At 72.4% G+C, this 26,576-nt stretch carries 25 protein-coding genes; 15 read left to right on the plus strand and 10 right to left on the minus strand.

Annotation, left to right across the window (positions count from 1 at the left end; genetic code table 11):
* Positions 1 to 7 precede the first annotated feature (7 nt).
* Positions 8 to 1,069 carry a uroporphyrinogen decarboxylase gene (gene hemE / locus VQH23_RS07790; protein ID WP_338665067.1) on the minus strand — a complete coding sequence of 354 codons (1,062 nt, stop codon included), beginning with the start codon at positions 1,067 to 1,069 and terminating at the stop codon, positions 8 to 10.
* A gap of 344 nt (positions 1,070 to 1,413) precedes the next feature.
* On the opposite strand from hemE, the gene VQH23_RS07795 reads away from it, so the two are divergent.
* The 3 genes from VQH23_RS07795 to hemA all read left to right on the plus strand — a co-directional run bounded on the left by VQH23_RS07795 (position 1,414) and on the right by hemA (position 5,225).
* Positions 1,414 to 2,295, plus strand: coding sequence for a pyruvate, water dikinase regulatory protein (locus VQH23_RS07795; protein ID WP_338665068.1), 882 nt, complete (start codon positions 1,414 to 1,416; stop codon positions 2,293 to 2,295).
* Between the two features lie 434 nt (positions 2,296 to 2,729).
* Positions 2,730 to 3,905, plus strand: coding sequence for an acetyl-CoA C-acetyltransferase (locus tag VQH23_RS07800; RefSeq protein WP_338665069.1), 1,176 nt, complete (start codon positions 2,730 to 2,732; stop codon positions 3,903 to 3,905).
* 114 nt (positions 3,906 to 4,019) lie between these two features.
* Complete coding sequence (hemA, locus tag VQH23_RS07805) at positions 4,020 to 5,225, plus strand: 5-aminolevulinate synthase (RefSeq protein ID WP_338665070.1); 1,206 nt, start codon at positions 4,020 to 4,022, stop codon at positions 5,223 to 5,225.
* A 162-nt stretch (positions 5,226 to 5,387) separates the two neighbouring features.
* On the opposite strand, the gene VQH23_RS07810 is transcribed toward hemA, so the two are convergent.
* From VQH23_RS07810 to VQH23_RS07830, 5 genes are all read right to left on the minus strand, one after another.
* Positions 5,388 to 7,037 carry an ABC transporter ATP-binding protein gene (locus VQH23_RS07810; RefSeq protein ID WP_338665071.1) on the minus strand — a complete coding sequence of 550 codons (1,650 nt, stop codon included), beginning with the start codon at positions 7,035 to 7,037 and terminating at the stop codon, positions 5,388 to 5,390.
* Positions 7,034 to 7,870, minus strand: coding sequence for an ABC transporter permease (locus VQH23_RS07815; RefSeq protein WP_338665072.1), 837 nt, complete (start codon positions 7,868 to 7,870; stop codon positions 7,034 to 7,036). The genes VQH23_RS07810 and VQH23_RS07815 overlap by 4 nt, the downstream gene beginning before the upstream one ends.
* Positions 7,870 to 8,853, minus strand: coding sequence for an ABC transporter permease (locus VQH23_RS07820; protein WP_338665073.1), 984 nt, complete (start codon positions 8,851 to 8,853; stop codon positions 7,870 to 7,872). Before VQH23_RS07820 ends, VQH23_RS07815 begins: the two co-directional genes overlap by 1 nt.
* A gap of 9 nt (positions 8,854 to 8,862) precedes the next feature.
* Complete coding sequence (locus VQH23_RS07825; protein WP_338665074.1) at positions 8,863 to 10,449, minus strand: ABC transporter substrate-binding protein; 1,587 nt, start codon at positions 10,447 to 10,449, stop codon at positions 8,863 to 8,865.
* A gap of 466 nt (positions 10,450 to 10,915) precedes the next feature.
* Positions 10,916 to 11,104 (minus strand): soj family protein, encoded by a 189-nt coding sequence (locus tag VQH23_RS07830; protein ID WP_209376055.1) that lies wholly within the window; start codon positions 11,102 to 11,104, stop codon positions 10,916 to 10,918.
* A gap of 219 nt (positions 11,105 to 11,323) precedes the next feature.
* Between VQH23_RS07830 and phbB the strand changes: the two genes are divergently transcribed.
* The 3 genes from phbB (at position 11,324) to VQH23_RS07845 (ending at position 13,080) form a co-directional block, all read left to right on the plus strand.
* Entirely contained in the window at positions 11,324 to 12,046 is a 723-nt protein-coding gene (gene phbB / locus VQH23_RS07835) for an acetoacetyl-CoA reductase (RefSeq protein WP_338665075.1), read from the plus strand.
* 89 nt (positions 12,047 to 12,135) lie between these two features.
* A complete protein-coding gene (locus tag VQH23_RS07840) occupies positions 12,136 to 12,390 on the plus strand; it encodes a hypothetical protein (RefSeq protein WP_338665076.1) in 255 nt (84 codons plus the stop codon).
* Positions 12,391 to 12,465: 75 nt separating this feature from the next.
* On the plus strand, positions 12,466 to 13,080 hold the full coding sequence (locus tag VQH23_RS07845; protein WP_338665077.1) for a YciI family protein: 615 nt from the start codon (positions 12,466 to 12,468) through the stop codon (positions 13,078 to 13,080).
* 34 nt (positions 13,081 to 13,114) lie between these two features.
* Here VQH23_RS07845 and VQH23_RS07850 read toward each other — a convergent pair whose 3' ends face one another.
* Both VQH23_RS07850 and VQH23_RS07855 read right to left on the minus strand, forming a co-directional pair.
* Positions 13,115 to 14,071, minus strand: a complete 957-nt coding sequence (locus VQH23_RS07850) for a polysaccharide deacetylase family protein (protein ID WP_338665078.1) — start codon at positions 14,069 to 14,071, stop codon at positions 13,115 to 13,117.
* A 150-nt stretch (positions 14,072 to 14,221) separates the two neighbouring features.
* Entirely contained in the window at positions 14,222 to 15,109 is an 888-nt protein-coding gene (locus VQH23_RS07855; protein ID WP_338665079.1) for an AraC family transcriptional regulator, read from the minus strand.
* A 157-nt stretch (positions 15,110 to 15,266) separates the two neighbouring features.
* Here VQH23_RS07855 and VQH23_RS07860 point away from each other — a divergent pair, with 157 nt between their 5' ends.
* The 4 genes from VQH23_RS07860 (at position 15,267) to VQH23_RS07875 (ending at position 19,560) form a co-directional block, all read left to right on the plus strand.
* Positions 15,267 to 15,896, plus strand: a complete 630-nt coding sequence (locus tag VQH23_RS07860) for a (2Fe-2S)-binding protein (RefSeq protein ID WP_338665080.1) — start codon at positions 15,267 to 15,269, stop codon at positions 15,894 to 15,896.
* 3 nt (positions 15,897 to 15,899) lie between these two features.
* Positions 15,900 to 16,901, plus strand: coding sequence for a xanthine dehydrogenase family protein subunit M (locus VQH23_RS07865; RefSeq protein WP_338665081.1), 1,002 nt, complete (start codon positions 15,900 to 15,902; stop codon positions 16,899 to 16,901).
* On the plus strand, positions 16,898 to 19,060 hold the full coding sequence (locus VQH23_RS07870) for a xanthine dehydrogenase family protein molybdopterin-binding subunit (protein ID WP_338665082.1): 2,163 nt from the start codon (positions 16,898 to 16,900) through the stop codon (positions 19,058 to 19,060). The genes VQH23_RS07865 and VQH23_RS07870 overlap by 4 nt, the downstream gene beginning before the upstream one ends.
* An 80-nt stretch (positions 19,061 to 19,140) precedes the next feature.
* Positions 19,141 to 19,560 (plus strand): DoxX family protein, encoded by a 420-nt coding sequence (locus VQH23_RS07875; protein ID WP_408904305.1) that lies wholly within the window; start codon positions 19,141 to 19,143, stop codon positions 19,558 to 19,560.
* Between the two features lie 309 nt (positions 19,561 to 19,869).
* Here VQH23_RS07875 and VQH23_RS07880 read toward each other — a convergent pair whose 3' ends face one another.
* Positions 19,870 to 20,844 carry a quinone oxidoreductase gene (locus VQH23_RS07880; RefSeq protein WP_338665084.1) on the minus strand — a complete coding sequence of 325 codons (975 nt, stop codon included), beginning with the start codon at positions 20,842 to 20,844 and terminating at the stop codon, positions 19,870 to 19,872.
* A gap of 11 nt (positions 20,845 to 20,855) precedes the next feature.
* Entirely contained in the window at positions 20,856 to 21,386 is a 531-nt protein-coding gene (locus tag VQH23_RS07885; RefSeq protein ID WP_338665085.1) for a methylated-DNA--[protein]-cysteine S-methyltransferase, read from the minus strand.
* A 133-nt stretch (positions 21,387 to 21,519) separates the two neighbouring features.
* Between VQH23_RS07885 and VQH23_RS07890 the strand changes: the two genes are divergently transcribed.
* From VQH23_RS07890 to VQH23_RS07910, 5 genes are read left to right on the plus strand one after another with little or no spacing between them, the layout of a single operon-like run.
* Positions 21,520 to 21,900 (plus strand): (2Fe-2S) ferredoxin domain-containing protein, encoded by a 381-nt coding sequence (locus VQH23_RS07890; protein WP_338665086.1) that lies wholly within the window; start codon positions 21,520 to 21,522, stop codon positions 21,898 to 21,900.
* 14 nt (positions 21,901 to 21,914) lie between these two features.
* Positions 21,915 to 23,213 carry a tRNA uridine-5-carboxymethylaminomethyl(34) synthesis GTPase MnmE gene (mnmE, locus tag VQH23_RS07895; protein ID WP_338665087.1) on the plus strand — a complete coding sequence of 433 codons (1,299 nt, stop codon included), beginning with the start codon at positions 21,915 to 21,917 and terminating at the stop codon, positions 23,211 to 23,213.
* Between the two features lie 31 nt (positions 23,214 to 23,244).
* A complete protein-coding gene (gene mnmG, locus VQH23_RS07900; protein WP_338665088.1) occupies positions 23,245 to 25,125 on the plus strand; it encodes a tRNA uridine-5-carboxymethylaminomethyl(34) synthesis enzyme MnmG in 1,881 nt (626 codons plus the stop codon).
* Complete coding sequence (rsmG, locus tag VQH23_RS07905; protein ID WP_338665089.1) at positions 25,122 to 25,727, plus strand: 16S rRNA (guanine(527)-N(7))-methyltransferase RsmG; 606 nt, start codon at positions 25,122 to 25,124, stop codon at positions 25,725 to 25,727. The genes mnmG and rsmG overlap by 4 nt, the downstream gene beginning before the upstream one ends.
* Positions 25,714 to 26,574 carry a ParA family protein gene (locus tag VQH23_RS07910; protein ID WP_408904306.1) on the plus strand — a complete coding sequence of 287 codons (861 nt, stop codon included), beginning with the start codon at positions 25,714 to 25,716 and terminating at the stop codon, positions 26,572 to 26,574. Before rsmG ends, VQH23_RS07910 begins: the two co-directional genes overlap by 14 nt.
* The last annotated feature ends 2 nt before the right edge of the window (positions 26,575 to 26,576 follow it).

Genomic DNA, 26,576 nt, shown 5'->3' on the forward strand with positions numbered 1-26,576 from the left:
GGGGGGTTCAGCCCGCCCTCACCCTCCGCACCAGTTCCGCCACGTGGTCGATCGGCGTGTCCGGTGTGATGCCGTGGCCGAGGTTGAAGACGAAGGGGCGGCCCTTCATGGCGGCGAGGATGGCGTCGGTGGCCTCCCGCATCGCCGGCCCTCCCTGGACGAGGAGGCGGGAGTCGAGGTTGCCCTGCAGGGTGACCCCCTGCGGCAGGGTGGAGGCGGCCCAGGCGGGGTCCACGGTCTCGTCCAGGCCCATGGCGTTCACCCCGGCGCGGGCGGCGTAGGCGGGCAGGCCGGGGCCGGCCAGGCGGGGGAAGCCGATCAGGGGGTAGTCCGGCCCCAGCCGCGCCCGCAGGCGGGCCGTGAGGACCGCCGTGGGGGCCAACACCCAGCGGTCGAAGAGCTCCGGCGGCAGCAGGCCGGACCAGGAGTCGAAGAGCATCAGCGCCTCCGCCCCGGCTTCTGCCTGGGCGAGGAGGTAGGCCTCCGCGGCCTCCAGCAGCGCGTCGTAGAGGTCGGCGAGGAAATCGGGCCTCTCCTCGGCGGCGCGGCGCGCCTCAGGGAAGCCGTGCCCGCCGCGGCCGTCGATCATGTAGCAGGCGGTGGTCCAGGGGGCGCCGGCGAAGCCGATCAGGGCGGTGCCGGGGTGGTCCTTCTCAAGGCCCATTCGGATCCGCGCGACCGTCTCCATGATCGGGGAAGCCCGCCGGGCCGCATCGCCCGGGCGCAGGGCCGCCAGGGTGGCGGCGTCCCGCACCGGCTCCAGGATGGGCCCAACACCCTCCGCGCCGCCCTTCCCGTAGTGCAGCCCCTGGCCCATGGCCCAGGGCAGCATCGGCAGGTCCGTGAAGAGGATGGCGGCGTCCAGCCCGGGGAAGCGGCGCAGCGGCTGGAAGGTGACCTCGGCCGAGAGCTCGGGGTTCAGGCACAGCTCTAGGAAGCCGCCGGCCCGCTCCTTCGTCGCGCGGTACTCCGGCAGATAGCGCCCGGCCTGGCGCATCAGCCAGACCGGCGGCGGCCACACGGCCTCGCCGGCCAGGGCACGGAGGAAGGGTTTGTCCACGGGGTCCATCGGCGCCCTTTCACTCTAATTGGATTCTTTAAGAAAGACTGAGGTGGTTTGTAGGGGGTGTGAGTCCTGTGGACGCATCCGCCGGCGCATTTCATCCCGAGGGTTTTCCACAGGCCCGGACGCACGGGGACTCGCTGACTCGGGCCGAGTCGGTGACTCGTTCCCCGGCGAGTCACGGCAGGGGCGGGGATTCGATCCACCCTGGCGTGAGTCGTGACTCGCCCTCCCCATGACTCAGCGGGGGACGGGAAGGGCCGGGATCTATCCCCAGGACTCACCCCCGCCCCCCGAGTCCCCCCCAGCCGGATTCCCCATCCCGGACCCAACTGGGCTAGGCTCCGCTCATGCCGCGCACCACGAACCTCCACCTCGTCTCGGACAGCACGGGGGAGACGCTGAACTCCATGGCGCGCGCGACCCTGGCGCGCTTCGAGGAGCCGCACGTCATCCAGCACCGCTGGTTCCTCGTCCGCTCCCGCTTCCAGCTGGAGCAGGTGCTGGAGGGCATCCAGGCGGAGCCCGGCCCCGTCCTGTTCACCATGGCCGACAAGTCGCTGCGCCACTCGCTGGAGGAGTTCTGCGCCCGCCTTGGCGTCACCAGCCTCTCCGTCCTCGACCAGACGCTGGACCTGCTGCAGGCCGCCATCGGCGAGGCAGCGAAGGAAAAGCGCGCCGCCCAGCACGTGCTGGACGCGGACTACTTCCGCCGCATCGACGCCATGCACTACGTCCTGGCCCACGACGACGGCCAGGGCACCGCCGGCATCGCGGAGGCGGATGTCTGCCTTGTCGGCGTCTCCCGCAGCAGCAAGACGCCCACCTGCTTCTACCTGGCCAACCGCGGCATCAAGGCCGCCAACGTCCCCATCGTCCCCGGCGCCACCCTGCCCGGGGAACTGGACGCCCCGCCCTGCCCCGTGGTCGGCCTGACGATTGAGGTGAACGCCCTCCTGGAAATCCGCCGACACCGGCTGAAGCTCATCGGACACGGCCCCGGAGCCCTCCGCCAGGACACGACCGACTACGTGGACCCGGAAGCGGTGAAGGCCGAGATCCTGGCCGCCCGCCGCCTCTGCACCACGAAAGGCTGGCCGGTGATCGACGTGACCCGCCGCAGCATCGAGGAGACGGCGGCGACGGTGCTGCAGCTTATGGAAGCCTGGCACGCCCGCAGCGGACTTCTCGCCGGGCCGCACGGGGCGAACCAGGGGCCGCCAGCCCGGTAGGCGGGCTTGATCCTGCCGGGGGCGGTTCGTGGCCGGGGAGAGGAAGAAGGAATTCTTCCTCTCCCCGGACCCCTCTCCATCATCTTTTTTTAGGCTTTGGGAATACCCTGCTGACGGTGCGCCTCGGGTCGATGACCCGAGGCGACTGCCTGGGCAGGAAGGGGCCTGTCCTGCAGAAATACCGTCTCAGGACGGCGCGGCGGCAGCCAGAAGGGGATCCAAGGGCCTCAGGCCTTTGGCGGGGGTTCCAGGGGGCGGCGCCCCCTGGTGCCGCCATCCCTGCCTCGCCACATGCAGGCCAGCCGTTCCACGGATGGGTTGTGCGGGGCGGGTGCCGGACGCACTCTTTCCGGCAAGACCCTCGTCCGGACTGCGCGGGACGGGGACGCGGGACTGCCCGCGCAATCGCCAGGACACAGAGGAAAGAGCCGGTCATGGACGACATCGTCATCGCTTCCGCCGCCCGCACGCCGGTGGGCAGCTTCAACGGGGCTTTCGCCAGCGTGCCGGCGCACCAGCTCGGCGCCACCGCGATCAAGGCGGCGCTGGAGCGGGCGAAGGTGGAGGCCGGGGAGGTGGACGAGGTGATCCTCGGCCAGATCCTGACGGCGGCGGCGGGGCAGAACCCGGCGCGGCAGGCGAGCGTGATTGCGGGCATTCCGGTGGAGCGGACGGCTTTCGGGATCAACCAGCTCTGCGGTTCGGGCCTGCGCTCGGTCGCGCTGGCGGCCCAGCAGATCGCGACGGGGGATGCGTCCATCGTGATCGCGGGCGGGCAGGAGAGCATGACGCAGGCGCCGCACGCCCAGCAGCTGCGGGCCGGGCAGAAGATGGGCGACCTGGCCCTGATCGACACGATGATCAAGGACGGGCTCTGGGACGCCTTCCACGGCTACCACATGGGCCAGACGGCGGAGAATGTGGCCCAGAAGTTCCAGATCACGCGCGAGCAGCAGGACGAGTTCGCCTTCAATTCCCAGCGCAAGGCGGGCGAGGCGATGAAGGCCGGCCGCTTCGCGGACGAGATCGTTCCGGTGACCGTGAAGGGCCGCAAGGGCGATACGGTGGTGGAGAACGACGAGTATCCCAAGCCCGAGACGAGCCTGGAGGTGCTGCAGAAGCTGCGCCCGGCCTTCAACAAGGAGGGGTCGGTCACGGCCGGCAACGCGTCGGGCATCAATGACGGCGCGGCGGCCATCCTGGTGATGCGCGGGGCGGAGGCCTCGAAGCGGGGTGTGACGCCGCTGGCGCGCATCGTCTCCTGGGCCACGGCGGGCGTCGACCCCTCCATCATGGGCACGGGGCCCATCCCGGCCTCCCGCAAGGCGCTGCAGAAGGCGGGCTGGAACCTGCAGGACCTGGACCTTATCGAGGCGAACGAGGCCTTCGCGGCGCAGGCCTGCGCGGTGAACAAGGACCTGGGCTGGGATCCGTCCAAGGTGAACGTGAATGGCGGCGCCATCGCGCTGGGCCATCCGATCGGGGCCTCCGGCGCTCGCGTCCTCACCACGCTGCTGTTCGAGATGCAGCGGCGCGGGGCCAAGAAGGGCCTGGCGACGCTGTGCATCGGTGGCGGCATGGGCGTGGCCATGTGCGTCGAGGCCGCCTGATCGGCGGGCGCGGCCCCTCCAGGGCGGGCCGCGCCGCCATCGAAAATGTTGATTCCGCGCGGGGCGGGGCCTAACCCCGTTCCGCAGAACCAAAGCTGGTCACGTTTCCCCGCGATGCCCGATTACGATGCCCTTCTCGCCTCCCACCTGGACGCGCTCCGTGCCGAGGGGCGCTACCGCCACTTCCTGACCCTGCAACGGCAGGCCGGCGCCTTCCCGCGCGCGCTGCGGGCCGATGGGCGGCCGGTGACGGTGTGGTGCAGCAACGACTACCTGGGTATGGGCCAGAACCCAAAGGTGCAGGAGGCGATGATCGCCGCCATCCGGGAGGACGGGGCGGGTGCCGGCGGCACGCGCAACATCTCCGGCACCGGGCGGCACCACGTGGCGCTGGAAGCGGAGCTGGCCTCGCTGCACGGCAAGGGGGCGGCGCTGGTCTTCAACTCCGGCTTCACCGCCAACGAGGCGGCGCTGTCCACGCTGGCCTCCCTGCTCGGCGCCACGATCCTGTCGGACGCGGACAACCACGCCTCCATGATCGCGGGCATCCGCAACGGGCGCGGGCCGAAGAGGATCTTCCGCCACAACGACGTGGCGCACCTGGCCGAGTTGCTGGCCGAGCTGCCGCCCGAGGCGCCGAAGGTGGTGGCCTTCGAGAGCGTCTACTCCATGGACGGCGACATCGCCCCGATCCGGCAGATCGCCGAGCTGGCCCGCCGCCACAACGCCCTGACCTACATCGACGAGGTCCATGCCGTCGGCCTCTACGGCCCTGGCGGCGCGGGCGTCGCCGCGCGCGAGGGCGTGGAGATCGACGTGGTGGAGGGCACGCTGGGCAAGGCCTACGGCGTCGGCGGCGGCTATGTGGCCGGCAGCGCCACCCTGATCGACGCCATCCGCTCCTTCGCGCCGGGCTTCATCTTCTCCACTACCCTCACCCCCGCCGTGGCCGCAGGCGCCCTTGCCAGCGTGCGCCACCTCCGCGCCTCCGACGCCGAGCGCACCGCCCACCAGGAGCGCGCCCGCGCCACCCGCGCCGCCCTTCGCGCCCAGGGCCTGCCCGTGCTGGAATGTCCCAGCCATATCGTGCCTGTCATGGTGCGCGACGCCACCCTGTGCCGCCAGGCCAGCGAGATGCTGCTGGAGGAGCATGGCGTCTACATCCAGCCCATCAACTTCCCCACCGTGCCCCGCGGCACGGAGCGCCTGCGCATCACGCCCACACCGCTCCACGACGACGCGGCCATCGCCCACCTGGCCCAGGCCCTCTCCACCGTCTGGGACCGCTTGGGACTGCCCCGGCAGAAGCTGGCAGCCTGACCTTCGGGGGAAAGGCTCTGCCTTTCCCCTGTGCCCCCTATCCGGCGGGAACCTGAGTTTCCCGGCACCTCCAGCCTGTAAAAGACATGCATTCGGATGGAGGGGCCCCGAAAAGGGCCCCTCCATCCGAGGGCGTTTAAACAGATGGAAGGTCCAGGAAACTCAGTTTCCTGGCGGGTTGGGGTTCGGGGAAGGGCGGAGCCCTTCCCCGGAAGGCGGCGTCCAGCCGCGGCCGGGGATGCTGTCCAGCAGGGCGCGGGTGTAGGGGTGGGACGGGTTGGCGAAGACCTGGGCGGTCGGGCCCTGCTCCACGATGGCGCCGCGCTGCATCACGGCCACGCGGTCGCAGATCTCGGCGGCCACGCGCAGGTCGTGGGTGATGAAGAGCATCGTCAGGCCCAGGCGCTTGCGGATAGCGGCGAGCAGGGCGAGGACCTGGGCCTGGACGGAGACGTCGAGGGCGGAAACGGGCTCGTCGGCGATCAGCAGCTCCGGTTCCATGGCAAGCGCCCGGGCGAGGCCGATGCGCTGGCGCTGGCCGCCGGAGAACTCATGCGGGTAGCGGTCCATGGCGTTCTCGGGCAGCTGGACGAGGCGGAGCAGCTCGCGGGCACGGTCCAGGGCCTGGGCGCGGGGGGTGCCGTGGGTGATGGGGCCTTCCGCGATGGCCTCGCCGACGGAGCGGCGGGGGTTGAGGGAGGCGTAGGGGTCCTGGAAGACCATCTGGATCTGGCGGCGGAAGGGCTTCCAGGCATCGCGTGAGAGGGGGCGCAGGTCGGTGCCGTGGAAGAGGATCTCCCCTTCCTCCGGGCGGACAAGGCGGACCACGGCGCGGGCTAGGGTGGACTTGCCGGACCCGCTCTCGCCGACGATGCCGAGGGTCTCGCCGCGGTTCAGGGTGATGTCGGCGCTGTGGACGGCCTGGAAGGACTGGCCCTTGCCGAACCAGCCGCCGCCGCGGTGGTAGGTCTTTCGCACGCCCTTGAGGGACAGGATCGGGGCGCCGGGCTGCACGGGCGGGCGCTCGGCCGGAGTGCCGTGGGGGACGGCGGCGATCAGCGCCTTCGTGTACTCGTGCTGCGGGGCGTTTAGCACCTGGGACGCGATGCCGGATTCCACGATGCGGCCGCGCTGCATCACCGCCACGCGGTCCGCGATCTCCGCCACCACGCCGAAATCGTGGGTGATGAACATCACGCCCGTGCCGCGCCGGCCCTGCACCTCCCGGATCAGGCGCAGGATCTGCATTTGGGTGGTGACGTCGAGCGCGGTGGTGGGCTCGTCCGCGATCAGCAGGGCGGGTTCCAGTGCCAGCGCCATGGCGATCATCACGCGCTGCCGCTGGCCGCCGGAGAGGCGGAAAGGGTAGCTGCGGGCCAGGCGCTCCGGGTCCGGCAGGTTCACGGCCGCCAGAAGCTCCGGCACGCGGCGGGCGGCGTCCGCGCCGGCGCCGTGGACGCGCAGCGCCTCCGCGATCTGGTCGCCCACGCGCATCAGCGGGTTCAGGGCCGTCATCGGCTCCTGGAAGATCATGGCAAGGCGGGAGCCGCGGAGCTTGCGCATCTCCTCTCGCGGCTTCGCAAGCAGGTCCTGCCCCTGGAACAGGATGCGGCCGGACTTCACGGGCAGTCCGGGCGGCAGCAGGCCCATGGCGGCGTTCGCCGTCATCGACTTGCCGGACCCGCTCTCGCCGACGACGCAGAGGATCTCCCCGGGCGCGACGGTGAGGGTGATGTCCTCGATGGCGTTCGGGCGGTCGCCGCCCGGCGGCAGGCCGACCGTGAGGCCCTCGACGGAGAGGAGGGCGCTCACCGCTCGCCCCTCTTGCGCAGGCGCGGGTTCAAGGCGTCGGACAGGCCTTCTCCGATCAGGTTGAGGGCGAGGACGGTGATGAAGATCGCGATGCCCGGGAAGACGCTCATCCACCAGGCGAGCTGGATGACGGAGCGGCCGGAGCCGATGAGGAAGCCCCAGGTCATCAGGTTCGGATCCCCCAGCCCGAGGAAGGAGAGCGAGCTCTCCAGCAGGATCGCGCTGGCGGTGTTGAGCGAGGCGAGCACGATGATGGGCGAGAGCGCGTTGGGCAGGATGTCCGTCAGCACGATGGAGACGGGGCGCTTGCCCAGTACCTCCGCCGCCTGCACGAACTCCCGGTTGCGAAGGGAGAGGAACTCCGCCCGCACCACCCGCGCCACCGGGGGCCAGGAGACGATGGCGATGGCGGCCACGATGGAGGTGATGGAGGGGGTGAAGATCGCCACCAGCAGGATCGCCAGCACGAAGCTCGGGATGGTCTGGAAGAATTCGGTGAAGCGCATCACCGCGTCGTCCACGATCCCGCCGAGATAGCCGGCGACCGCGCCGAGGGCGACGCCGATCACGATGGAGACCGCCGTGGCGATGATCCCGACGAGGAGCGAGACGCGGGCGCCGTAGGCGATGCCGGCGGCGAGGTCGCGGCCGAGGCTGTCCGTGCCGAGGAGCATGCCGTCCTCCCCCGGCGGGCCGAAGGGTGCGCCGGCCATGTCCCAGGGGGAGCCGGGGAAGAGCAGGGGCGCGAGGAGGGCGGTGGCGACGACGAGGAGCAGCGCCACCGCCCCGACCACGGCGCCGGGGTGGCGCATGAAGCGACGGAGAAGGTTCATCAGGCGACCTCCACCCGCGGATCGACGAGGGCGTAAAGCAGGTCCGTCAGCAGGTTGAACAGGACCACCATGACGGAGGTGATGAAGAACACGCCCATCAGCACCTGGTAGTCGCGCGCCAGCAGCGCCTCGAAGGCCAGCCGCCCGATGCCCGGCCAGGCGAAGACCGTCTCCACCAGGATGGAGCCGCCGACGAGCTGCCCGGCCTGGATGCCGGCGAAGGTGATGACGGGGAGCAGCGCGTTGCGAAGGATATGGGCGCGCAGCACCCGGCCCTCCGGCACGCCCTTGGCGCGGGCGGTCCTCACGAAGTCCTGGTCCGCCACCTCCAGCATCGTCGCCCGCGTCAGCCGCGCGTAGACCGCAAGGTAGAAGAGGCCGAGCGTGACGGCGGGCAGCACGAGGTGCCGCGCCACGTCGAGTGCCAGTGCCAGCCCGGTGGCGTTGAGGCTCGGGTCGCTCATCCCGAAGCCCGGCAGCCATTCGAGGGTCACGCTGAACAGCAGGACGAGCATCAGCCCGACCCAGAAGATCGGCGTGGCGTAGAAGGCCAGCGCCACCACGGTGATGGCGCTGTCCGCCCAGGTGCCCACGCGTCGCGCGGCCAGCGCGCCCATGGCGACGCCGCCGGCGATGGCGATGAGGAAGGCGGCGCCCGTCAGCAGCAGCGTGGCCGGCAGCCGGTCCGCGATCAGCCCCGCCACGCCCGCCTGCTGGCGGTGGCTGTAGCCGAGGTCGAGCTGCAGCACGCCCTTGAGGTAGATCCAGAGCTGCGTCGTCAGTGGCTGGTCCAGGCCGAACTGGCGGCGCAGCTGCTCCATGTACTGCGGGTCCGCCGCGCCGGACTGGCCCGCCATGACGGTCGCCGGGTCGCCCGGCGCCGCATGGATCAGGAGGAAGTTGCAGACAACGATCGCCAGCACGACGGCGATCGACTTCAGCACCCGGCGCAACAGGAAGCCGGGCAGGCGCGACAATTCCATAAGACCCCGTTACGCGAAGAAGACGTCGTCGTAGCTGGCGTGGTCGCCGGTGCCGAGCTGCACGGCGTTCTGCAGCCGCTTGTCCGTGATGGTGGGGTAGTTCACCTCCACCACCCAGAGCAGGGGCATGTCGTCCACCAGCACCTTCTGCACCTCGGAGAAGGCGGCGCGGCGGTCCGCCTCGGACGCCGCGGTGCGGGCGCGGGCGAAGAGCTCGTCCACGCGCGGGTTGGAGTAGCCGGAGGTGTTGGTGAACAGGATCTTCTGGATGTTGGAGGTGACGTAGCTCCGCTCCACCCCCAGCGTCGGGTCGCCGAACTGGTAGAGGACGTTGGAGGTCGTCTCGAAGTCCCAGTTCGCCACGCGGGAGCCCCAGGTGCCGGCATCGGTGGATTCCAGCGTCACCTCGAAGCCGATCTGGCGCATGGCCTGGCGGAAGTACTCGCCCATGCGGTTCCAGATCTCGCCATAGGGCGGGATGACGTACTTGAAGCTGCCGCGCACGCCCTGCGCGTTCGCCCGCAGCCCGGCCTCGTCCAGCAGCGCGCGCGCCTTCGCCACGTCGAAGGGCGCGACCTTGGCGTTGGCATCGTAGAAGCGGGTGGTGGAGGAGACGGGGCCGGTGGCGGCCTTGCCCAGGCCGAACCACAGCCGGTTGACGATGAAGTTGCGGTCCAGCGCCATGCTCATCGCCTGGCGCACGCGCTTGTCGTCGAAGGGCTTGATGCGGTGGTTCACCTCGTACCAGAACATGGGAGAGAAGTATTCCCAGCCCTTGGTGGTGACGTTGAGGTTCGGCGCCTGGCGCAGCGCCGGCACGTCGAAGGGCTCGATGTCCGTGGCGGTGGCCATCTGCACCTGCCCGCCCGTGAGGGCCACGCGGCGGCTCTGCGCGTCGGGGATGATGCGCCAGAGGATGCCGTCGAGGTAGGGCTGGCCGGGCTTCCAGTACTCCTCGAAGCGCTCCATCCGCACGAAGTTGCCGCGCTGCCACTCCACCAGCTTGAACGGCCCGGTGCCGATCGGGCGCGCGTTGGCGGGGTTCGCCCGGATGTCGCCGCCCTCATAGACATGCTTGGCGACCATCGGCAGGGCGGTGGCGTCGAAGCAGAGCAGGAAGGGCTGGAAGGGCTGCTTCAGCACGAAGCGCACGGTGTGCGGGTCCGGGGCCGTCGCCTCCGCGATGCCGGCGATGATGCCGCGCAGGCGGGGCGCGATCTCCCGGTTGAAGGTCATCACGGAGTAGATCACGTCGTCCGCCGTGAAGGGGCGGCCGTCATGCCACTTCACGTTCTCCTGCAGGCGGAAGACGTATTCCAGCCCGTCCGGGCTCACCGTCCAGCTCTTCGCCAGTTCCGGCATCGGGTCCAGCGTGGGGGAGAACTTCAGCAGCCCCTGCGTCATCTTCGTGCCGAGGATGAGGGTGGGCGTCTGGTTGTTGACGCCGATCTGCAGCACCGGTGGCTCGGGGTTCAGGATGACGTTGAGCACGCCGCCCCGCCTGGGCTGCACGCCCTGCGCCATGGCCTGGGAGGCGCTCATCAGCACGGGGGCAGAGGCCGCCCCGGCGAGAAGGTTGCGGCGCGTCAGGCTCATCGCGTCATCTCCGGTCGTCAGACGGCGCGAAGGCTAGGCCGGATGAGCAATATGGCGAAAGGGGGGCATTGAGGCCGCCGGGCTGGCGCGGGACATCGCCGTGCCCATGGTGCGGGCATTCTGCCGCCCTGTGGGCAGGGGCAGGGCCCGATGCGATCTGCCGCCGCGGTAACCTGAGGAGGAGAAGGAATTCTCTTCCGCATCGGAGGCAGTGCTCCGACCCCCTCAAAATTCCCTCTTGGTGGGCTGCCGCAGAATGCTCTCCCGACGTTGCCCCTGAGGTCGATGACCTCAGGCGACGGACACGGCGGCCCGGGCCGACACGGCGTGAAGCCTCTCGGTGCCGCCTTCCACCATCGTACCCGCGGCAGCCCCATGCAGGTCCAGGAGCGTCAGGCTCCTGGCGGAGGGTCCAGGGAGGCAGAGCCTCCCTGGGGGTATCAGTGCCCCCGGTAGAAAGGAATGATCAGGCGGCCATGCGCCGCTGCGCGCCGTCCTCGGCGAGACAGGCGGCGGCTTCGGCGAGGTGGGCGGCGGCGTCCTCCGCCCCGATCTCCAGGCAGCAGCGCTCCAGATGGGCCACCAGCCGCATCAGGGCGGCCATGTCGCGGCGGGCGTGGTCGGGCCAGAGCACGGCGGCGATCGGGGTGTCCATCGGGGTATCCTTGAAGGAGCGGGCGCGGGGCGGGCGGCGTCCTACACCGGGCAGGCCGGGAAAAGCCAGGATTTGTTTGCTTCCTGAAGCGTTGGCCCGGGTTGCGCGGAGGGAAAATCGTTGTTGTGCAGTGCGATAGTGGGCTTCTAACCCTTGATGGGCCTTCCCGCCGGGGTCAGCTTTGTAGGGGAGACAACGCCTGCGGAAGGGACTTCTCGGATGGGAAAGATCGCACTCGTCACCGGCGGGCAGCGCGGCATCGGCGCGGCCATCAGCGAGCACCTGCACAAGGCCGGGCGGACGGTCGTCGCCTCCTATGCCGGGAACGAGGAGGCGGCGCGGGCCTTCACGGAGCGCACGGGGATCCGGACTTACCGGTTCGACGTCTCGGACTGGGATGCGTGCGCGGAGGCGCTGAAGCGGATCGAGGCGGAGGTCGGGCCGGTCGAGATCCTCGTGAACAACGCGGGCATCACGCGCGACAACACGATGAAGCGCATGGACCGCAAGATGTGGGACGACGTGATCGACACGAATCTCGGCTCCTGCTTCAACCTCTGCAAGCTGGTGTGGGACGGGATGAGCGCGCGGAAGTTTGGCCGCATCGTCAACATCGGTTCCATCAACGGCCAGGCCGGGCAGTACGGGCAGGTGAACTACGCCGCCGCCAAGTCCGGCATCCACGGCTTCACCAAGGCGCTCGCGCAGGAAGGGGCGCGCGTCGGCATCACCGTGAACGCGGTGGCGCCGGGCTACGTGGACACGGAGATGGTGCGCGCCGTGCCGGCCGACGTGCTGGAAAAGATTATCGCGCGCATCCCGCGCGGGCGGCTGGGCACGGCGGACGACATCGCGCGCGGCGTGGCCTTCCTGACGGCCGACGACGCGGACTTCATCACCGGCTCCACCCTCTCCATCAACGGCGGCCAGCACATGTACTGAGGGGCCGATACCGGGAAGCTGGCGTTCCGGCGGCCGGAACCCTGCGCGGGGCCGGCCGTTACCCCTGCCTCAAGGGAAGGAAGGCCACCATGACGGCATCGAAGCATCCCAAGGGCGGCATGGGCGCCAAGGAGCGGGGCGAGGAGGGTCTGGGCGACGGCATTCCCCGCCCGCCCTCCGACGAGGAGCGCAACCCCGGCATCGGCTCCTCCAAGGGCACCTTCGGGCGCGGCACCGATCCCGCGGCCCTGCAGGCCGACAGCACGGATGAGGGCGACGTGGCGAACGAGACCACGCGCGAGGGCGGGGTGGATCCCGGCCATCTCGGCCGCACCAACAAGTAGCGCCTTGCCGCCGGCCCGCCCTTCCTCCAGCCTTTCCGGGTGGAGGGACGGGCCGTGACGGAGTGCCGGTTGGTGTTGGCGAAGGCTTCGGCCGAGGCCGGGGCGCGGATCGGGGCGGCGCGCCCGGCGCATCTCGATCTGCTGCGGCCGATGGCAGGGGCCGGGACGCTGATCCTCGGCGTGCCGCTGCTGGATCCGGAGGGCGGCGGGTATCGCGGCTCCCTCATGCTGGTGCGGACGGAGGCGCTGGAGGACTATCTCGCGGCCGAGCCGTTCCGGCACGGCGGCGTGTGGGAGAGCCACGCCGTCCACCCCTTCCGCCTCGCGCCTCTTCCCTACCCCGCCTTTCCCGAAGGGCCGGTGCCGGAACGGCCGACGCACGCGGTCGCCATCGCCTGGGACGGCACCGACGGCGACGCCGGGGCGCGGCGGCTGGCGGTGCGCGAACGGCACCTCGCCCGGGTCCGCCCCGCGGCCGAGGGCGGCGTGCTGGCGCTGGGCGGAGCCATCCTCGACGCGCCGGGCGGGGCGATGATCGGCTCCGTCGCCATCACCGCGCACGCCTCGGTGGAGGAGGCCCGGGGCTGGTGGGCGGAGGACCCCTACGTGGAGGGCGGCGTGTGGCAGACGGTGAGCTGGTACGCCACGCGGATCGCGCCCCTGCCGTACCGGGACCTTCCGCGGGCGTGAGAGGCGTCTAGGGGGAGCGCGGGGGTGCCCGCCGCTACTCCACCGGGACGAAGGGGGCGTCGCGCGGCGTCAGGGCGCGCCCCTCGCCCAGGGCCCAGGCCGCGATCTCCTCGCGCCGGGCGAACCAGACGCCGGGGTGGCCGGCGGCCCAGGCCAGGAAGGCCTCCACGCTCGGCATGATCGCGGGACGGCCCGCGACGAAGTCGTGCAGGGGCACGCTCATCATCCGCCGGCGGGTGGCGGCCTCCGCGTAGAGCGTCTCGAACTCCTGGCGGAGCACCCGCTCGTAGTCGGAGATTGGCCGTTGCTGGAGCTCGAAGAAGTTCAGGTCGTTCACGTGCAGCATGTAGGGGACGAGAAGGAAGTCCCGGTCGCCGTTGACGGTCTGGATCCAGGGCTCGTCGCGGCTGCGGTCGTCGATGGAGTAGAGGAGGCCGAGCTCCTGGAGGAGGGCGTTGGTGTTCACGCTGGCCTGCAGGCCCTGCGCGTTGAAGCCCCTCGGCCACTGCCCGGTGATGCGCCGCATCGTCTCGAAGCCGTCGCGCAGGAAGGCCCGCTCCTGCTCCCGGTCCATCCAGTGGGTGGAGACGTGGAGCCGTCCGCGCCCGCCCCCCTCGTGGCCGCGCTCCACGATCTCGCGGGCGAGCTCGGGGTATCGCTCCATGGTGGCGCCGATCATGAAGGAGGACGCCTTCACCCCGCGCCGGTCCAGCATGTCCAGCAGGCGCGGCACGCCCTCCTTCGCGCCGTAGGTGCGGTTCTGGACGGCCGGGAAGTTCGGGAACCGGCCGCCGTTCGAGCCGCTCTGCCAGGCGCTCGCCTGCCCGCCATCGGCCTCGAACATCATGCAGACCGACACGGCGAGCCGGGCCCCGCCGGGCCAGTACGGGCCGGGCGGGCGCGCGGCGCGCTGGGCCAGCGCGGGGGCGGCGAGGGGCGAGAGGAGTGCCGTCGCGAGAAGATGGCGGCGGGTTGCCGGGATCCGGATCATCGTCTGTCGCTCCTCCTGGGTTGCTTCGTGGCCCGCGCGCTTGTGGCCGGGGCTAGGGCAGGGCAGGGCCGCTGCCCAGGCCCAGGCCCAGGCCCAGGCCCAGGCCCAGGCCCAGGCCCAGGCCCAGGACTGGGCTTGGCCGTGGGCGCCTCAGCCCGGCGCGGCCTCCGCCACCTCCCGGTGGTCGCGCGGCGAGCTGCCGAACCGCCGCGAGTACTCCCGTGAGAACTGCGTCGGGCTCTCGTAGCCGACGGCGAAGGCCACGGAGGCGACGCTGCTCTCGGGGTCGAGGAGAAGGTCCCGCGCCCGCATCAGGCGCAGCTCCTTCTGGAAGCCGAGCGGCGTGGTGCCCGTGACCGTCTTGAAGTGGGCGTGGAAGGAGGACGGGCCCATCCCCGCGATCCGCGCGAGCTCGGGGATGGCGTGCGGGCGGGTGCTGTCGCGGCGCAGATGCGCGATCACCCGGCTGATGCGGCTCGCCCGGCTGTCGCGCGAGAGCAGCGCCCGCAGGACCGCGCCCTGCGGCAGCAGGAGGAGGCGCAGGTGGATCTCCCGCACGATCAGCGGGGCGAGGACGCGCGCCTCCACCGGCCGCGCCGCCAGGGCCAGCAGCCGCGCGAAGGCGCCCGCGAGGTCCGGCCCCGCGGCGGTCGTCTCGATGGCCCCGGCCGCCTGGCCGCCGGGCACGGCGCCGCCGAGCTCGTGGTGGAGGGCGCCGAGCAGGGTGAGGTCAACTGCCAGGGCGGCGGCGACATAGGGCCGGGCCCTCGACCCGTCCACCACGCGCGAGACGGCCGGGAGATGGTGGCTGACGATGATGGCGTCCCCGGCCGTGATGCGGAAGCGCCGATCCCCCGTCACGACCTCTTTCGTGCCCTGGATGACGATGCCGCAGAGAGGGCCGTGGTACTCGATCCCGATCGGCCGGGGGTGCGCGATCCGGCGCAGGCGCAGGCCCACTCCGGTATGGGCCCAGCCGTCGTCGCCGCGCAGCCCGCGCAGCATGGGGTGCGCGAGATCGCGTAGATCGCCCGTCACCGCCGGACCTCCTCTCTTCCACCGCTGCATGCCCCTGCCACCGGCTCGGTGTCCAGCGATCCGTGACGGCCTGGAGGATTAGGCAGAGGATTCGAATGTTAAGGCAAGTTAATGCCAGCACGCCCGACTAGCTTGCACCTCAACAGGAGGGTGAGCGATGTCGGACGGAATTCCCGGCGGCGAGCGCGGTCCCCAGGTCCCGCGCCGCGTCGTGCTCGGCACGGGGCTCGGCACGGGGGCCGGCGCCTCGGCGGGCGCCCTCCTGCCGCTCCGCCCGCGCGCGGCGGCGCAATCCGTGCCGGCAACGGAGCCGGGCGCGACGATCCGGATCCGCCTGACCGTGAACGGCCGGCCGGCCGAGCTCGAGATCGATTCCCGCGCCTCGCTGCTCGACCTGCTGCGCGAGCGGCTCGGCCTCACCGGCACGAAGAAGGGGTGCGACCACGGGCAGTGCGGCGCCTGCACGGTCCATCTGGGCGAGCGGAGCGTGGTGTCCTGCCTCACCCTCGCGGCGAAGGCCGATGGCGGGCGGGTGACCACGATCGAGGGCCTCGCCCCGGACGGGACGCTCCACCCCCTGCAGCGCGCCTTCATCGACCACGACGCGCTGCAGTGCGGCTACTGCACGCCCGGGCAGATCATGTCGGCCGCCATCCTCGTGCGGGACGGCAGGGCGACGGGCGCGGAGGCGGTCCGCGAGTTCATGAGCGGCAACCTGTGCCGCTGCGGCGCCTATGCCGGGATCGTGGCCGCGATCCTGTCCGTCGCCGAGACGCGGGAGGGCTGATCCATGCGGCCGATCACCTACACCCGCGCGGCGAGCCTGGAAGCCGCCATCGCCGCCTTCGCCGACGCGCGCGGCGAGGCGCGCTACATCGCGGGCGGCACGACGCTCTTTGACCTCATGAAGCTCGGCGTGGAGCGGCCGGCGCTCCTCATCGACCTCGGCGCGGTTCCCGGCCTGGACGGGATCCGGATCGAGGGGGACGCGCTGCGCCTCGGCGCGACGGCGCTGATGAGCGACGTCGCCGAGGCGCTGGCCGCCCGCGGCGAGCACCCCGTGCTGTCCGAGAGCCTGCTCAAGGCGGCCTCGCAGCAGCTCCGGAACATGGCCACGATCGGCGGCAACCTGCTGCAGCGGACGCGCTGCCCCTACTTCCGCGCGGGGCACGGGGCCTATCCCTGCAACAGGCGGCAGCCCGGATCCGGCTGCGCCGCCATTGGGGGGCTCGACCGCGGCCAGGCCGTCCTCGGCACCAGCGAGGCCTGCACGGCGGTCTCGGCCGGCGACCTGCCCGTGGCGCTCGTCGCGCTCGACGCCAGGATCGAGCTGCAGGGGCCTGAGGGGCGGCGGAGCATCCCTGCCGCCGCGCTGCACCGCCTGCCGGGCGAGGCGCCGGATCAGGAGTTCGCCCTGCGGCCGGGCGAGATCATCACCGCCGTGGTGGTCCCGAGGACGGGGGCGGGCCGCGCCTCGACCTACCACAAGGTCCGCGACCGGGAATCCTACGCCTTCGCCCTCGCCTCCGCCGCGGTCGTGCTGGAGATGGAGGGCGGCGTGGTGCGGGAGGCGCGGATCGCCCTCGGCGGCGTCGGCACCGTGCCCTGGCGCGCGGCCCCGGCCGAGGACGCCCTGCGCGGGCGGGCGCTGACGCCGGAGGGCGCCCTGGCGGCGGGGCGCGCCGCCTTCGCGGAGGCGCGGCCGGGGCAGCACAACGGGTTCAAGACCGAGCTCGGCGCGCGGGTGATCGCCGAGGCCCTGATGATCGCCGCCGGGAGGAGCCGTTCATGAGCGCCACGCCCTTCACCGACCGCGCGCGGGTCGATGCCCTGGACAAGGTGCGCGGCCGGACCGCCTACGCCGCCGACATTCCCCTGCCGCGCCTCCTGCACGCCATGACCGTGCCGGCCACAATCGCCCGGGGCCGGATGACGGAGATCGGGGTGGAGGCGGCGCTGCGCGTGCCCGGCGTGGTGCGGGTCCTCACCCCCGCGGACATGCCGCCGCCGCCCGCCCCGGCCCAGGGCACGGAGCCGCCGCCGCCGATGCTGGTGGCGGAAATCGCCCATCGCGGCCAGCCGGTCGCCCTCGTCCTGGCCGAGACGCTGGAGGCGGCGATCGAGGGGGCGGAGGCGGTCCGGGCGGACTACGCGGCAGCGCCCTTCACCGTCTCCTTCGACGATCCCGGCGCGGTGCGCACGGACGGCGAGGCGCCGACCTTCGGCGACGCCGATGCCGCCCTCGCCGGCGCCGCGGTCCGGCTCGAGGCGGTCTACGTGACGGCGGCGAACCACCACAACCCGATGGAGCTTCTCTCGACGATCGCCAGCTGGTCCGCCGGGCGGCTCACGATCCACGAGGGCACGCAGAACGCGTCCCGGATCAAGCACGACGTCGCGCGGCTGCTGCGGGTGGAGCCGGCGGATGTCGACGTCCTCAGCCCCCATGTCGGCGGCGGCTTCGGGCAGCGGGGCGAGGTGCCCCGCCACACCGCCGTGGTCGCGCTGGCGGCGCGGCTGACGGGGCGGCCGGTGAAGCTGGTGCTGCCGCGCCACCAGGTGTTCCACAACTCCCGCTTCCGGCCGCATGTGCGCCACAGCCTGCGTCTCGGGGCCGAGGCCTCGGGGCGGATGGTCTCCGCCCATTACGACAGCCTGCAGCAGAACTCGCGCGCGGGCCGCTACCCGGCCGCCTGGTACCACGCCGGCCCATCCAAGGCCTACGGCATCGCGAACTATCGCGGCACCTGCGGCGACATCCGCCTCGATACGCCGGGGCCGGGGCAGATGCGTGCGCCGTTCGAGCACCCGGCGGCCTTCGCCTTCGAGAGCGCGGTGGACGAGCTGGCGATCGCGCTCGGCCGCGACCCGGTGGCGCTGCGTATGGCCAACGACACCGCCATCGATCCCTCGAACGGACGCTGGCTGACCTCGCGCTCCCTCAACGCCTGCCTGGCGCAGGGTGCGGAGCGCTTCGGCTGGTCCGGCCGGCGGGCGGAACCGGGCTCGATGACGCTGCCGGACGGCACGCGCGTCGGGTGGGGCGTGGCGGCCGGGATCTATCAGGCGGCGATGCACCCGGCGGTCGCGCGGCTGCGGGTGGGGGCGGACGGCACGACGCGCTACGCCAGCGCGGGCCACGAGATGGGCCAGGGGATGAGCACCGCCATCGCGCAGGCCCTCATCCGCGGGCTGCGGATCGATCCGGACCGGCTGCACATCTCGCTCGGGGACACGAGCACGGCGCCCCAGCACGCCACCGCCGGCTCCTGGGGCACGGCGAGCTCCGTCCCGGTCGCCGCCGCCGCCGCCGAGCGGATGACGGCGGCGCTGGCCGAGCTGCTCGACGGGCGGCAGGTGGCGGGGAACATGCACCAGCAGCTCGCCCGCATCCGGCGACCCTACCTCGAGGTGGAGGTCGCGATGGCCGCGCCGGGGCAGGGGCCTCAGCACATCGAGAGGATGCGCGCGGGCGGCAGCGCCATCGCCGGGCTGCACGGCACCTATCCCGGGTTCACCGCGCTCAGCTACATCGCCCATTTCGTGGAGATCCACGTCGCGCCGCGCATTCCCTTGATCCGCGTGCCGCGCGTCATCTCCGTCGCGGAGTGCGGGCGCGTCGTCAGCCCGCGCACGGCGCGGAGCCAGGTGCAGGGCGGGGTGGTCTGGGCGATCGGCGCGGCGTTGCGGGAGGCGAGCGAGGTGGACCCGCGCTACGGCGGGTGGCTGAACGCCGACATCGCCGAGTACCACGTGCCGGTGAATGCCGACATCGGCCGCATCGACGTGGGCTTCATCGACGAGCCGGATGCCGACGCCAACCCCGCCGGCGTGAAGGGCGTGGGCGAGATCGCCATGGTCGGGGTGGCGGCGGCGCTCGCCAATGCCGTCCACCACGCGACGGGCCGGCGCCTCCGCGCACTCCCGATCCGCCTCGAGCAGTTGCTGTAGCGCGCCGGCGAAGGGCCGGACGCACGCGGACCGCCGCGGGATTGCTCCCGCGGCTTCACCCGGAGACCAGGGACAAGAGCATGCAAATGACATTCCTCCATGGCTGGGCGCCGCAGCTGCTGAGCGTGCTGCGCATCGTCGCGGCGGCGACCTTCCTGACCCACGGCACCATGAAGCTCTTCGCCTGGCCCGCGCCCTTTCCCTACCCGCTGAACGCGATGCTCCTCACGGCCGCGATCCTGGAGGCCGTCGGCGGGATCCTGCTGATCGTCGGGCTGTTCTCCCGTGCCGTCGCCTTCGTGCTGTCCGGCCTCATGGCCTTCGCCTACTTCATCGGGCACGGCTCGCGGGGCTTCTTCCCCGTCCTCAACGGCGGCGAGGCCGCGATGCTGTTCTGCTTCGTGTTCCTCTACATCGCCGCGGCCGGCCCGGGGCTGTGGAGCATCGACGCGGCGGCCGACGGGACCCAGGGCGCGAGGCGGGCGGCCCCGCCCGCGTGAGACGTCCGGGCTAAAGGGGCCGAGCACGGGAGAGGGCTCGCGCTGCCCGGCGCGGGACACCCCTGCACCTTGCGCTCACTTCTCCGAAGGGGTCTCGTGTCACGCCATCACGAACCATGGCGGCTTGCCAGGCCGCCATGCGGCGCTCGAGCGGCGGAACGCCTTCCTTCCCTCGAGCGCTGTTCGGCGACGACGCCGCAAGCGCGTATTTTACCGGCTTCAACCCGCGGGAGCAGGAATTCGTGTTCCGGCGAAACCTTTCTCAGGTTTATTTCCGGAGCAAGGCGTCGCTGACCGGCGCCGGAAAAATTACGGCAAGAGGATGCTGCTGCCCGTCGTCTTGCGGGACTCCAGATCCTGGTGCGCGCTCGCCGCGTCCCGCAGCGCGTAGGTCTGATTGATCTCGATCCTCACCTGGCCGCTGCGGACCACCGCGAAGAGCTCGTCGGCCATGGAGAGAAGGTCGGCCCGCTTGGCGGTGTGGGTGGCCAGGGTCGGGCGGGTGACGAAAAGGCTGCCCTTCGCGGCGAGGATGCCGAGATCGACGCCGGTGACGGGGCCGGAGGCGTTGCCGTAGGAGACGAGAAGGCCGAAGGGCGCCAGGCAGTCCAGCGAGGCCGCGAAGGTGTCGCGCCCGATGCTGTCATAGACCACGGGCAGGCGGGCGCCGCGGGTGATGTCGTTCACGCGGGCGGCGAGGTCCTCGCCCTGCAGGATGACGTGGTCGGCGCCGTGCGCGCGCGCCAGCTCCGCCTTCGCCTCGGATCCCACCGTGCCGATGACGGTGGCCCCGAGCGCCTTGGCCCACTGGCAGAGGATCAGCCCGACGCCGCCGGCCGCGGCGTGAACGAGGATGGTGTCGCCCGCCTTCACCTTGTAGGTGCGGCGCAGCAGGTACTGGGCGGTAAGGCCCTGCAGCATCATCGCCGCCGCGGTCTCGAAGCCGATGTCGTCGGGCAGCTTCACGAGCACCTTGGCGGGGATGGTGCGGGCCTCGGCATAGGCGCCGATCGGGCCCATGGCGTAGGCGACGCGGTCCCCGGGCCTGAGATCCTCCACGCCCTCGCCTACCGCCTCCACCGTGCCGGCCGCCTCCATGCCGATCACGGCCGGTAGGGACGGGGCCTTGTAGAGGCCGGTGCGGAAGTAGATGTCGATGAAGTTCAGCCCCACCGCCTGGTGCCGCACCAGCGCCTCGCCCGGCCTGGGGCTGGGCAGCGGCACCTCCTCCCAGACCAGCTTCTCCGGGCCGCCGGGCTCGTGCAGGCGAATGGCGTGGTTCATGGGCAGGGTTCCTACTGCGCGCCGGGCGCGCCGCCGGCGCGCCGCGCGGGCGTGTTGGGGCCGTCCAGCAGGTCTGGGCTGGCCGGGTCGGGGCAGCGGGCGCGGCGTTCCAGCGCCAGTAGCCACCGCTTGGTCGAGAGGCCGTCACCGCCGGAATAGCCGCCGATGGCGCCGCCGGCCCCGATCACCCGGTGGCAGGGGATGATGATCGGGATGGGGTTCGCGCCGTTGGCGCCGCCCACGGCGCGGGATGCGGTGCCGAGGGTCCGGGCCAGCTCCGCGTAGCTGCGGGTCTCGCCGTGGGGGATGTCGCGCAGCGCCGACCAGACGCGCTGGCGGAACGGGCTGCCGAACGGGTTCAGCGGCAGGTCGAAGCCTGTCCGCAGCCCGTCCAGGTAGTCCTGCAGCTGGTCTGCGGCGCGCCGCAGCAGCGGCGTCTCCTCACGGTCCCGGCCCTGGCCCCAGTCCAGGGCCACGATCGCGTCGTCCTCCTCGGACAGGGTGAGGGTGCCGAGGGGGGTGTGGAGGAAGGTCTGTGGCATGGGCTGGCGAGCGGCATTCGTCGGCCCGCCCGGGCCCGGCGTCAAGCCGGATCAGCGGGCCCGCCCTCGTCTCCCGCCCCTTCGCGTCCTAGATGTGGCACAGCCGTCCCGCCGCCACCAAGGGGTGCCCAGCTTGCCCGACAGCGTCGCCGTTTCACGTGAAACAGACACCGATCCACCGCCCTGGTTCCGGGCGCACCTCTTCGTCTGCACCAACCGCCGGCCGGACGGGCACCGGCGGGGTTCCTGCGCCGCGCGCGGGGGGGAACCGCTGCGCGATTACATGAAGGCGCGGGCGAAGGAGCTCGGCATCTCCGGCATCCGTGTGAACAGCGCCGGCTGCCTCGACCGGTGCGAGTTCGGCCCGGTGATGGTGATCTACCCCGAGGGCGTCTGGTACCGCGCCGAGACGCGGGAGGACGTCGACGAGATCCTGCGGGCGCACCTGGTCGAGGGCGGGCGCGCCAGGCGGCTGATGCTGACGGAGGCGGACGTGCCGCCCGGCAAGGACTAAGGCCTGCTCCGCCCGTGGACACGATCTTCGCGCTCGCCACCGCGCCCGGGCGCGCGGCCATTGCGGTGATGCGCCTCTCCGGCCCGGGGAGCCGGGCGGTGCTGGAGAAGGTGGCGGGCCGGGTGCCGCCGGCCCGCCGCGCCGCGCTCCGCCGCCTGCGCGCGCCGGGCGGCGCGGTGCTGGACGAGGCCCTGGTGCTCTGGCTGCCCGGCCCCGCTTCCTACACGGGCGAGGACTCGGCGGAGCTCCACCTGCACGGCGGCGCCGCGGTGGTTGCCGGGGTGGGCGAGGCCCTGGTCACCCTGGGCGCGCGCCCGGCGGAGCCCGGGGAGTTCACCCGCCGCGCCGTGCTGAACGGCCGCATGGACCTGACCGCGGCCGAGGGGGTGATCGACCTGATCGAGGCGGAGACGGCTGCCCAGGCCCGGCAGGCGCTGGGCCTGGCCGCTGGCGGCCTGGCCGTGCTCTGCGCCGACTGGGCGGGTCGTCTGACCGGCCTCCTCGCGCGGCAGGAGGCCCTGATCGAGTTCGAGGACGAGGGTCTGCCCGCCGGGCTGGACGCCGGGGTCGCCGACTCCGTCGCCGCCCTCGCCACCGAGATGGCGGAGCGGCTGGCCGTCGACAGGGGCGGGGAGCGGGTGCGCACCGGGCTGGACGTGGCGATCCTCGGGGCGCCGAACGCCGGCAAGTCCTCCCTCCTGAACGCGCTTGTCGGGCGAGAGGCGGCGATCGTCTCCGCCCGGGCCGGCACCACCCGTGATATCGTGGAGGCCCGCATCCTCCTCGCCGGACTCCCCGCCGTGCTGGCCGACACGGCGGGCCTGCGGGAGGCGGGCGATGAGATCGAGGCCGAGGGCGTGCGCCGCGCCCTGCACAGGGGCGAGGCGGCCGACATCCTGCTGGCGGTACTGCCCTGCGACGCGCCACCGGATGAAGCGACCCTGGCCCTGGTCGCGCGGCGGGACTGCATTACCGTGGCGTCGAAGGCCGATCTCGGCGGCGCGGTGCCGCAGGGCGCCGTGGCCGTCTCGGCGCGAACGGGGGAGGGGCTTCCGGCGCTGCGCGCCCGGTTGGAGGAGGCCGCCGCCCGCCTCGCCCCGTCCTCCTGTGCCGCGCTCCTGGCCCGCCCCCGCCACCGGGCCGCGGTGCAGGACGCGCTGCGCTGGCTGGATGAGGCCCGGGCGGCGGCCTTGCCGGAACTGCGCGCCGACGCCCTGCGTGAGGCCCTGCAGGCGCTGGGCCGGCTCACCGGCCGGGTCGGCGCGGAGGCCGTTCTGGACCGCGTCTTCGCCGAGTTCTGCATCGGGAAGTGACCCCGCCCGGCGGTGGCGGTATAGCCGCCCCATGGGGCGCGTTTTCGATGTGGTGGTGGTGGGTGGCGGGCATGCCGGGGCCGAGGCGGCCGCGGCAGCGGCCCGTTGCGGCGCCCGCACCCTGCTCCTCACCCACCGGCTGGACCGGCTGGGCGAGATGTCCTGCAACCCCGCCATCGGCGGGGTGGGCAAGGGCCATCTGGTGCGCGAGGTGGACGCGCTGGACGGGCTGATGGGCCGGGCGGCCGATGCCGCCGGCATTCACTTCAAGCTCCTGAACCGCAGCAAGGGGCCGGCGGTGCGCGGCCCCCGCGCCCAGGCGGACCGCGCCCTCTACCGCGCCGCGATCCAGGGCCTTCTCCGCACCACCTCGGGTCTGACCTTGCAGGAGGGCGTGGCGGAGGCGCTGGAGCGGGACCGGGACGGTGGCATCGCCGCTGTGGTGACGGGGGAGGGGGAGCGGATCGGGTGCGGCGCCCTCGTCGTCACCGCCGGCACCTTTCTGCGCGGCGAGATGCATCTCGGCCCGGAGCGCCTGCCCGCCGGCCGCCACGGCGACCCGGCCTCGATCGGCCTCGCCCTCGCCCTCGCCGCCCTAAACCTGCCGGTGCGCCGCCTGAAGACCGGCACCCCGCCGCGGCTGGACGGCCGCACGATCGACTGGGCGGGGATCGACGCCCAGCCCGGCGACGACCCGCCGGAGCCGCTCTCCTGGATGACGGAGCGGATCACCAACCCGCAGGTGGTCTGCGGCATTACCGCCACCGCGCCGGGAACCCACGCCATCATTCGCGCCTCCCTCGACCGGGCGCCGATCTACACCGGCCAGATCCAGGGGGCGGGGCCGCGCTACTGCCCCTCGATCGAGGACAAGGTGGTGCGCTTCGCCGAGCGGGAGCGGCACCAGATCTTCCTGGAGCCGGAGGGGTTGGACGACCCCACCGTCTATCCCAACGGCATCTCCACCAGCCTGCCGCGCGAGGTGCAGGAGGCCGTCATCGCCTCCATCCCCGGCCTGGAGCGGGCCCGCATCCTCCGCCACGGCTACGCGATCGAGTACGATCACCTCGACCCCCGCGCCCTGCGCCCGAGCCTGGAGGTACGGGCGGTGCCGCGCCTCTTCCTCGCCGGGCAGGTGAACGGCACCACGGGCTACGAGGAGGCCGCCGCTCAGGGCCTGCTGGCCGGGGTGAATGCGGCGCACCGCGCGGGCGGCGGGACGGAGCCGCGCGTGCTCCTCCGCACTGAAGCCTATGCCGGGGTGCTGGTGGACGACTTGGTGACGCAGGGCGTGACGGAGCCCTACCGCATGCTCACGGCCCGCGCCGAGCACCGCCTGCGTCTGCGCGCGGACAATGCCGGCCTGCGCCTGACGGAGCGCGGCCTGGATTGGGGCTGCGTCGGGCCGGAGCGGGCCGCCCGCCACCGCGCCTTCGCCGCCGCGACCACCGCCGCCCTGGCCCGCGCCCGGGCGGAGACCGCAACCCCTGCGGCTCTCCTCGCCGCCGGCCTGCCGGTCAACCAGGATGGCATTCCCCGGACCCCTCTCGAGGTCATGGCCTTGCCGGCCGCGCGGGGGACCGCGCTGGAGAAGGCCTTCCCATGGTTGCGGGATCTCCAACCCGGGATTCTTGCGCAGCTGGAGACCGAGGCCCTTTACGCGCCCTACCTCGCCCGGCAGGCCGCCGAGTTCGCCGCACTGGAGCGCGAGGAGCGCCTCCGCATCCCCGAGGACGTGGACTTCGCCGCCATCGCCGGCCTCTCGACCGAGATGCGCCAGCGCCTCTCCGCTGCCCGCCCCGCGACGCTCGGCGCCGCCAGCCGCGTGCCCGGCATCACCCCGGCGGCGCTGGTCGCGCTCGCCGGCCACCTCCGGCGCGGCGCTTCCCTCGCGCGGGCGGGCGCGGCGTGAGGGCGCCGGACCCGACCGTTTCACGTGAAACGGAGGCGCGGCTGGACGGGTTCCTGTCGCTCCTGCTGCGCTGGAACGCCCGCATCAACCTTGTGGCCGAGCGCGACGCGGAAACGCTCCGCGCCCGCCACGTCGCCGATTCCCTCCAGCTCCTCCCCTTGCTGCCGGTGGGCGACGGAGAGGCGGCCGATCTCGGCTCCGGCGGCGGCTTCCCCGGCCTCGTCCTCGCCATCGCGAACACCGCCCGCCCCTGGAACCTCGTGGAGTCCGACCGCCGCAAGGCCGCCTTCCTCACGGCCGCCGCCGGCGAGCTCGGCCTCGCCCATGTCCGCGTCCACACCCGGCGGATCGAGGCCGTAACCCTCCCGCCCCTCGCCCTCGTCACCGCCCGGGCGCTCGCGCCCCTGCCGCTCCTGCTGGGCCACGCCGCCCGGCTCCTTGCCCCCGGCGGCACCGCCCTTTTCCCCAAAGGCCGCAGCGCGGCCGCCGAACTCGCCGCCGCGGAGGCGGAGTGGACCATGCACACCGAGCGCTTCGAGAGCCGGACCGAACCCGGCGCCACCATCCTTCGCATCACGGAGCTCCGCCGTGCCGAGCGCTGAGCGGGGGGCCGCTGACCGGGGGGGCGCCGGCCCGCGCCGCATCGCGCTGGCCAACCAAAAGGGCGGCGTGGGCAAGACCACAACCGCCATCAATCTCGCGACCGCGTTGGCCTCCACCAAGCGCGTGCTGCTGCTGGACATGGACCCGCAGGGTAATGCCTCCACCGGGCTCGGCGTGCCCCGCAATGCCCGCGGCGCGGGCAGCTACGCCCTGCTGGTGGGGGATCGTCCCCTCGCCGACCTGATCCGGCCCAGCCAGATCCCGGGCCTCGACCTGCTTCCTGCCGACAACGACCTAGCGGGTGCCGAGATCGAGATGGTGGGAATGGAGGACCGGGAGCGCCGCCTCGCCCAGGCCCTCGCCCGAGGCGGTCCGGCCCTTTCGCGCTATGACTACCTGCTGATCGACTGCCCACCCTCGCTCGGCCTGCTCACCCTCAACGCCCTGGTGGCCAGCCAGTCCGTGCTGGTCCCTCTGCAGACCGAGTTCTTCGCGCTGGAGGGCATCTCGCAGATGACGCGCACGGTGGAGAGGGTAAAGCGCCTGAACCCGGCGCTTGCCCTGGACGGAATCGTCCTGACCATGTTCGATCGCCGCAACAACCTCTCCGAGCTCGTCGCGCGCGACGTGCGGAGCTTCTTCAAGGACCGGGTGTACGACACGGTGATCCCCCGCAACATCCGCGTCTCCGAGGCGCCCTCCCACGGCCTCCCCGTCATCCTCTACGACGTGCGCTCGGCCGGCTCCCAGGCCTACATCCAGTTGGCGGCGGAGCTCCTGAAGCGCGATCGGGCCCGTGCACGGGCACAGAAAGCGGACGCCAAGCCCGCGGGGGCCACGAAGTGAGC

It is taken from the genome of Pararoseomonas sp. SCSIO 73927, from assembly GCF_037040815.1.
GTDB lineage: Bacteria > Pseudomonadota > Alphaproteobacteria > Acetobacterales > Acetobacteraceae > Roseomonas.

What these genes read in the sequence shown, in the direction of transcription:
- hemE (WP_338665067.1), bottom strand. Translation starts at nt 1,069, where the DNA reads ATGGACCCCGTGGACAAACCCTTCCTCCGTGCCCTGGCCGGCGAGGCC.
- VQH23_RS07820 (WP_338665073.1), bottom strand. Translation starts at nt 8,853, where the DNA reads ATGGAATTGTCGCGCCTGCCCGGCTTCCTGTTGCGCCGGGTGCTGAAG.
- VQH23_RS07850 (WP_338665078.1), bottom strand. Translation starts at nt 14,071, where the DNA reads ATGATCCGGATCCCGGCAACCCGCCGCCATCTTCTCGCGACGGCACTC.
- VQH23_RS07830 (WP_209376055.1), bottom strand. Translation starts at nt 11,104, where the DNA reads ATGGACACCCCGATCGCCGCCGTGCTCTGGCCCGACCACGCCCGCCGC.
- hemA (WP_338665070.1), top strand. Translation starts at nt 4,020, where the DNA reads ATGCCCGATTACGATGCCCTTCTCGCCTCCCACCTGGACGCGCTCCGT.
- VQH23_RS07815 (WP_338665072.1), bottom strand. Translation starts at nt 7,870, where the DNA reads ATGAACCTTCTCCGTCGCTTCATGCGCCACCCCGGCGCCGTGGTCGGG.
- VQH23_RS07870 (WP_338665082.1), top strand. Translation starts at nt 16,898, where the DNA reads ATGAGCGCCACGCCCTTCACCGACCGCGCGCGGGTCGATGCCCTGGAC.
- VQH23_RS07840 (WP_338665076.1), top strand. Translation starts at nt 12,136, where the DNA reads ATGACGGCATCGAAGCATCCCAAGGGCGGCATGGGCGCCAAGGAGCGG.
- VQH23_RS07875 (WP_408904305.1), top strand. Translation starts at nt 19,141, where the DNA reads ATGCAAATGACATTCCTCCATGGCTGGGCGCCGCAGCTGCTGAGCGTG.
- VQH23_RS07825 (WP_338665074.1), bottom strand. Translation starts at nt 10,449, where the DNA reads ATGAGCCTGACGCGCCGCAACCTTCTCGCCGGGGCGGCCTCTGCCCCC.
- phbB (WP_338665075.1), top strand. Translation starts at nt 11,324, where the DNA reads ATGGGAAAGATCGCACTCGTCACCGGCGGGCAGCGCGGCATCGGCGCG.
- VQH23_RS07880 (WP_338665084.1), bottom strand. Translation starts at nt 20,844, where the DNA reads ATGAACCACGCCATTCGCCTGCACGAGCCCGGCGGCCCGGAGAAGCTG.
- VQH23_RS07865 (WP_338665081.1), top strand. Translation starts at nt 15,900, where the DNA reads ATGCGGCCGATCACCTACACCCGCGCGGCGAGCCTGGAAGCCGCCATC.
- VQH23_RS07800 (WP_338665069.1), top strand. Translation starts at nt 2,730, where the DNA reads ATGGACGACATCGTCATCGCTTCCGCCGCCCGCACGCCGGTGGGCAGC.
- VQH23_RS07885 (WP_338665085.1), bottom strand. Translation starts at nt 21,386, where the DNA reads ATGCCACAGACCTTCCTCCACACCCCCCTCGGCACCCTCACCCTGTCC.
- mnmG (WP_338665088.1), top strand. Translation starts at nt 23,245, where the DNA reads ATGGGGCGCGTTTTCGATGTGGTGGTGGTGGGTGGCGGGCATGCCGGG.
- VQH23_RS07795 (WP_338665068.1), top strand. Translation starts at nt 1,414, where the DNA reads ATGCCGCGCACCACGAACCTCCACCTCGTCTCGGACAGCACGGGGGAG.
- VQH23_RS07860 (WP_338665080.1), top strand. Translation starts at nt 15,267, where the DNA reads ATGTCGGACGGAATTCCCGGCGGCGAGCGCGGTCCCCAGGTCCCGCGC.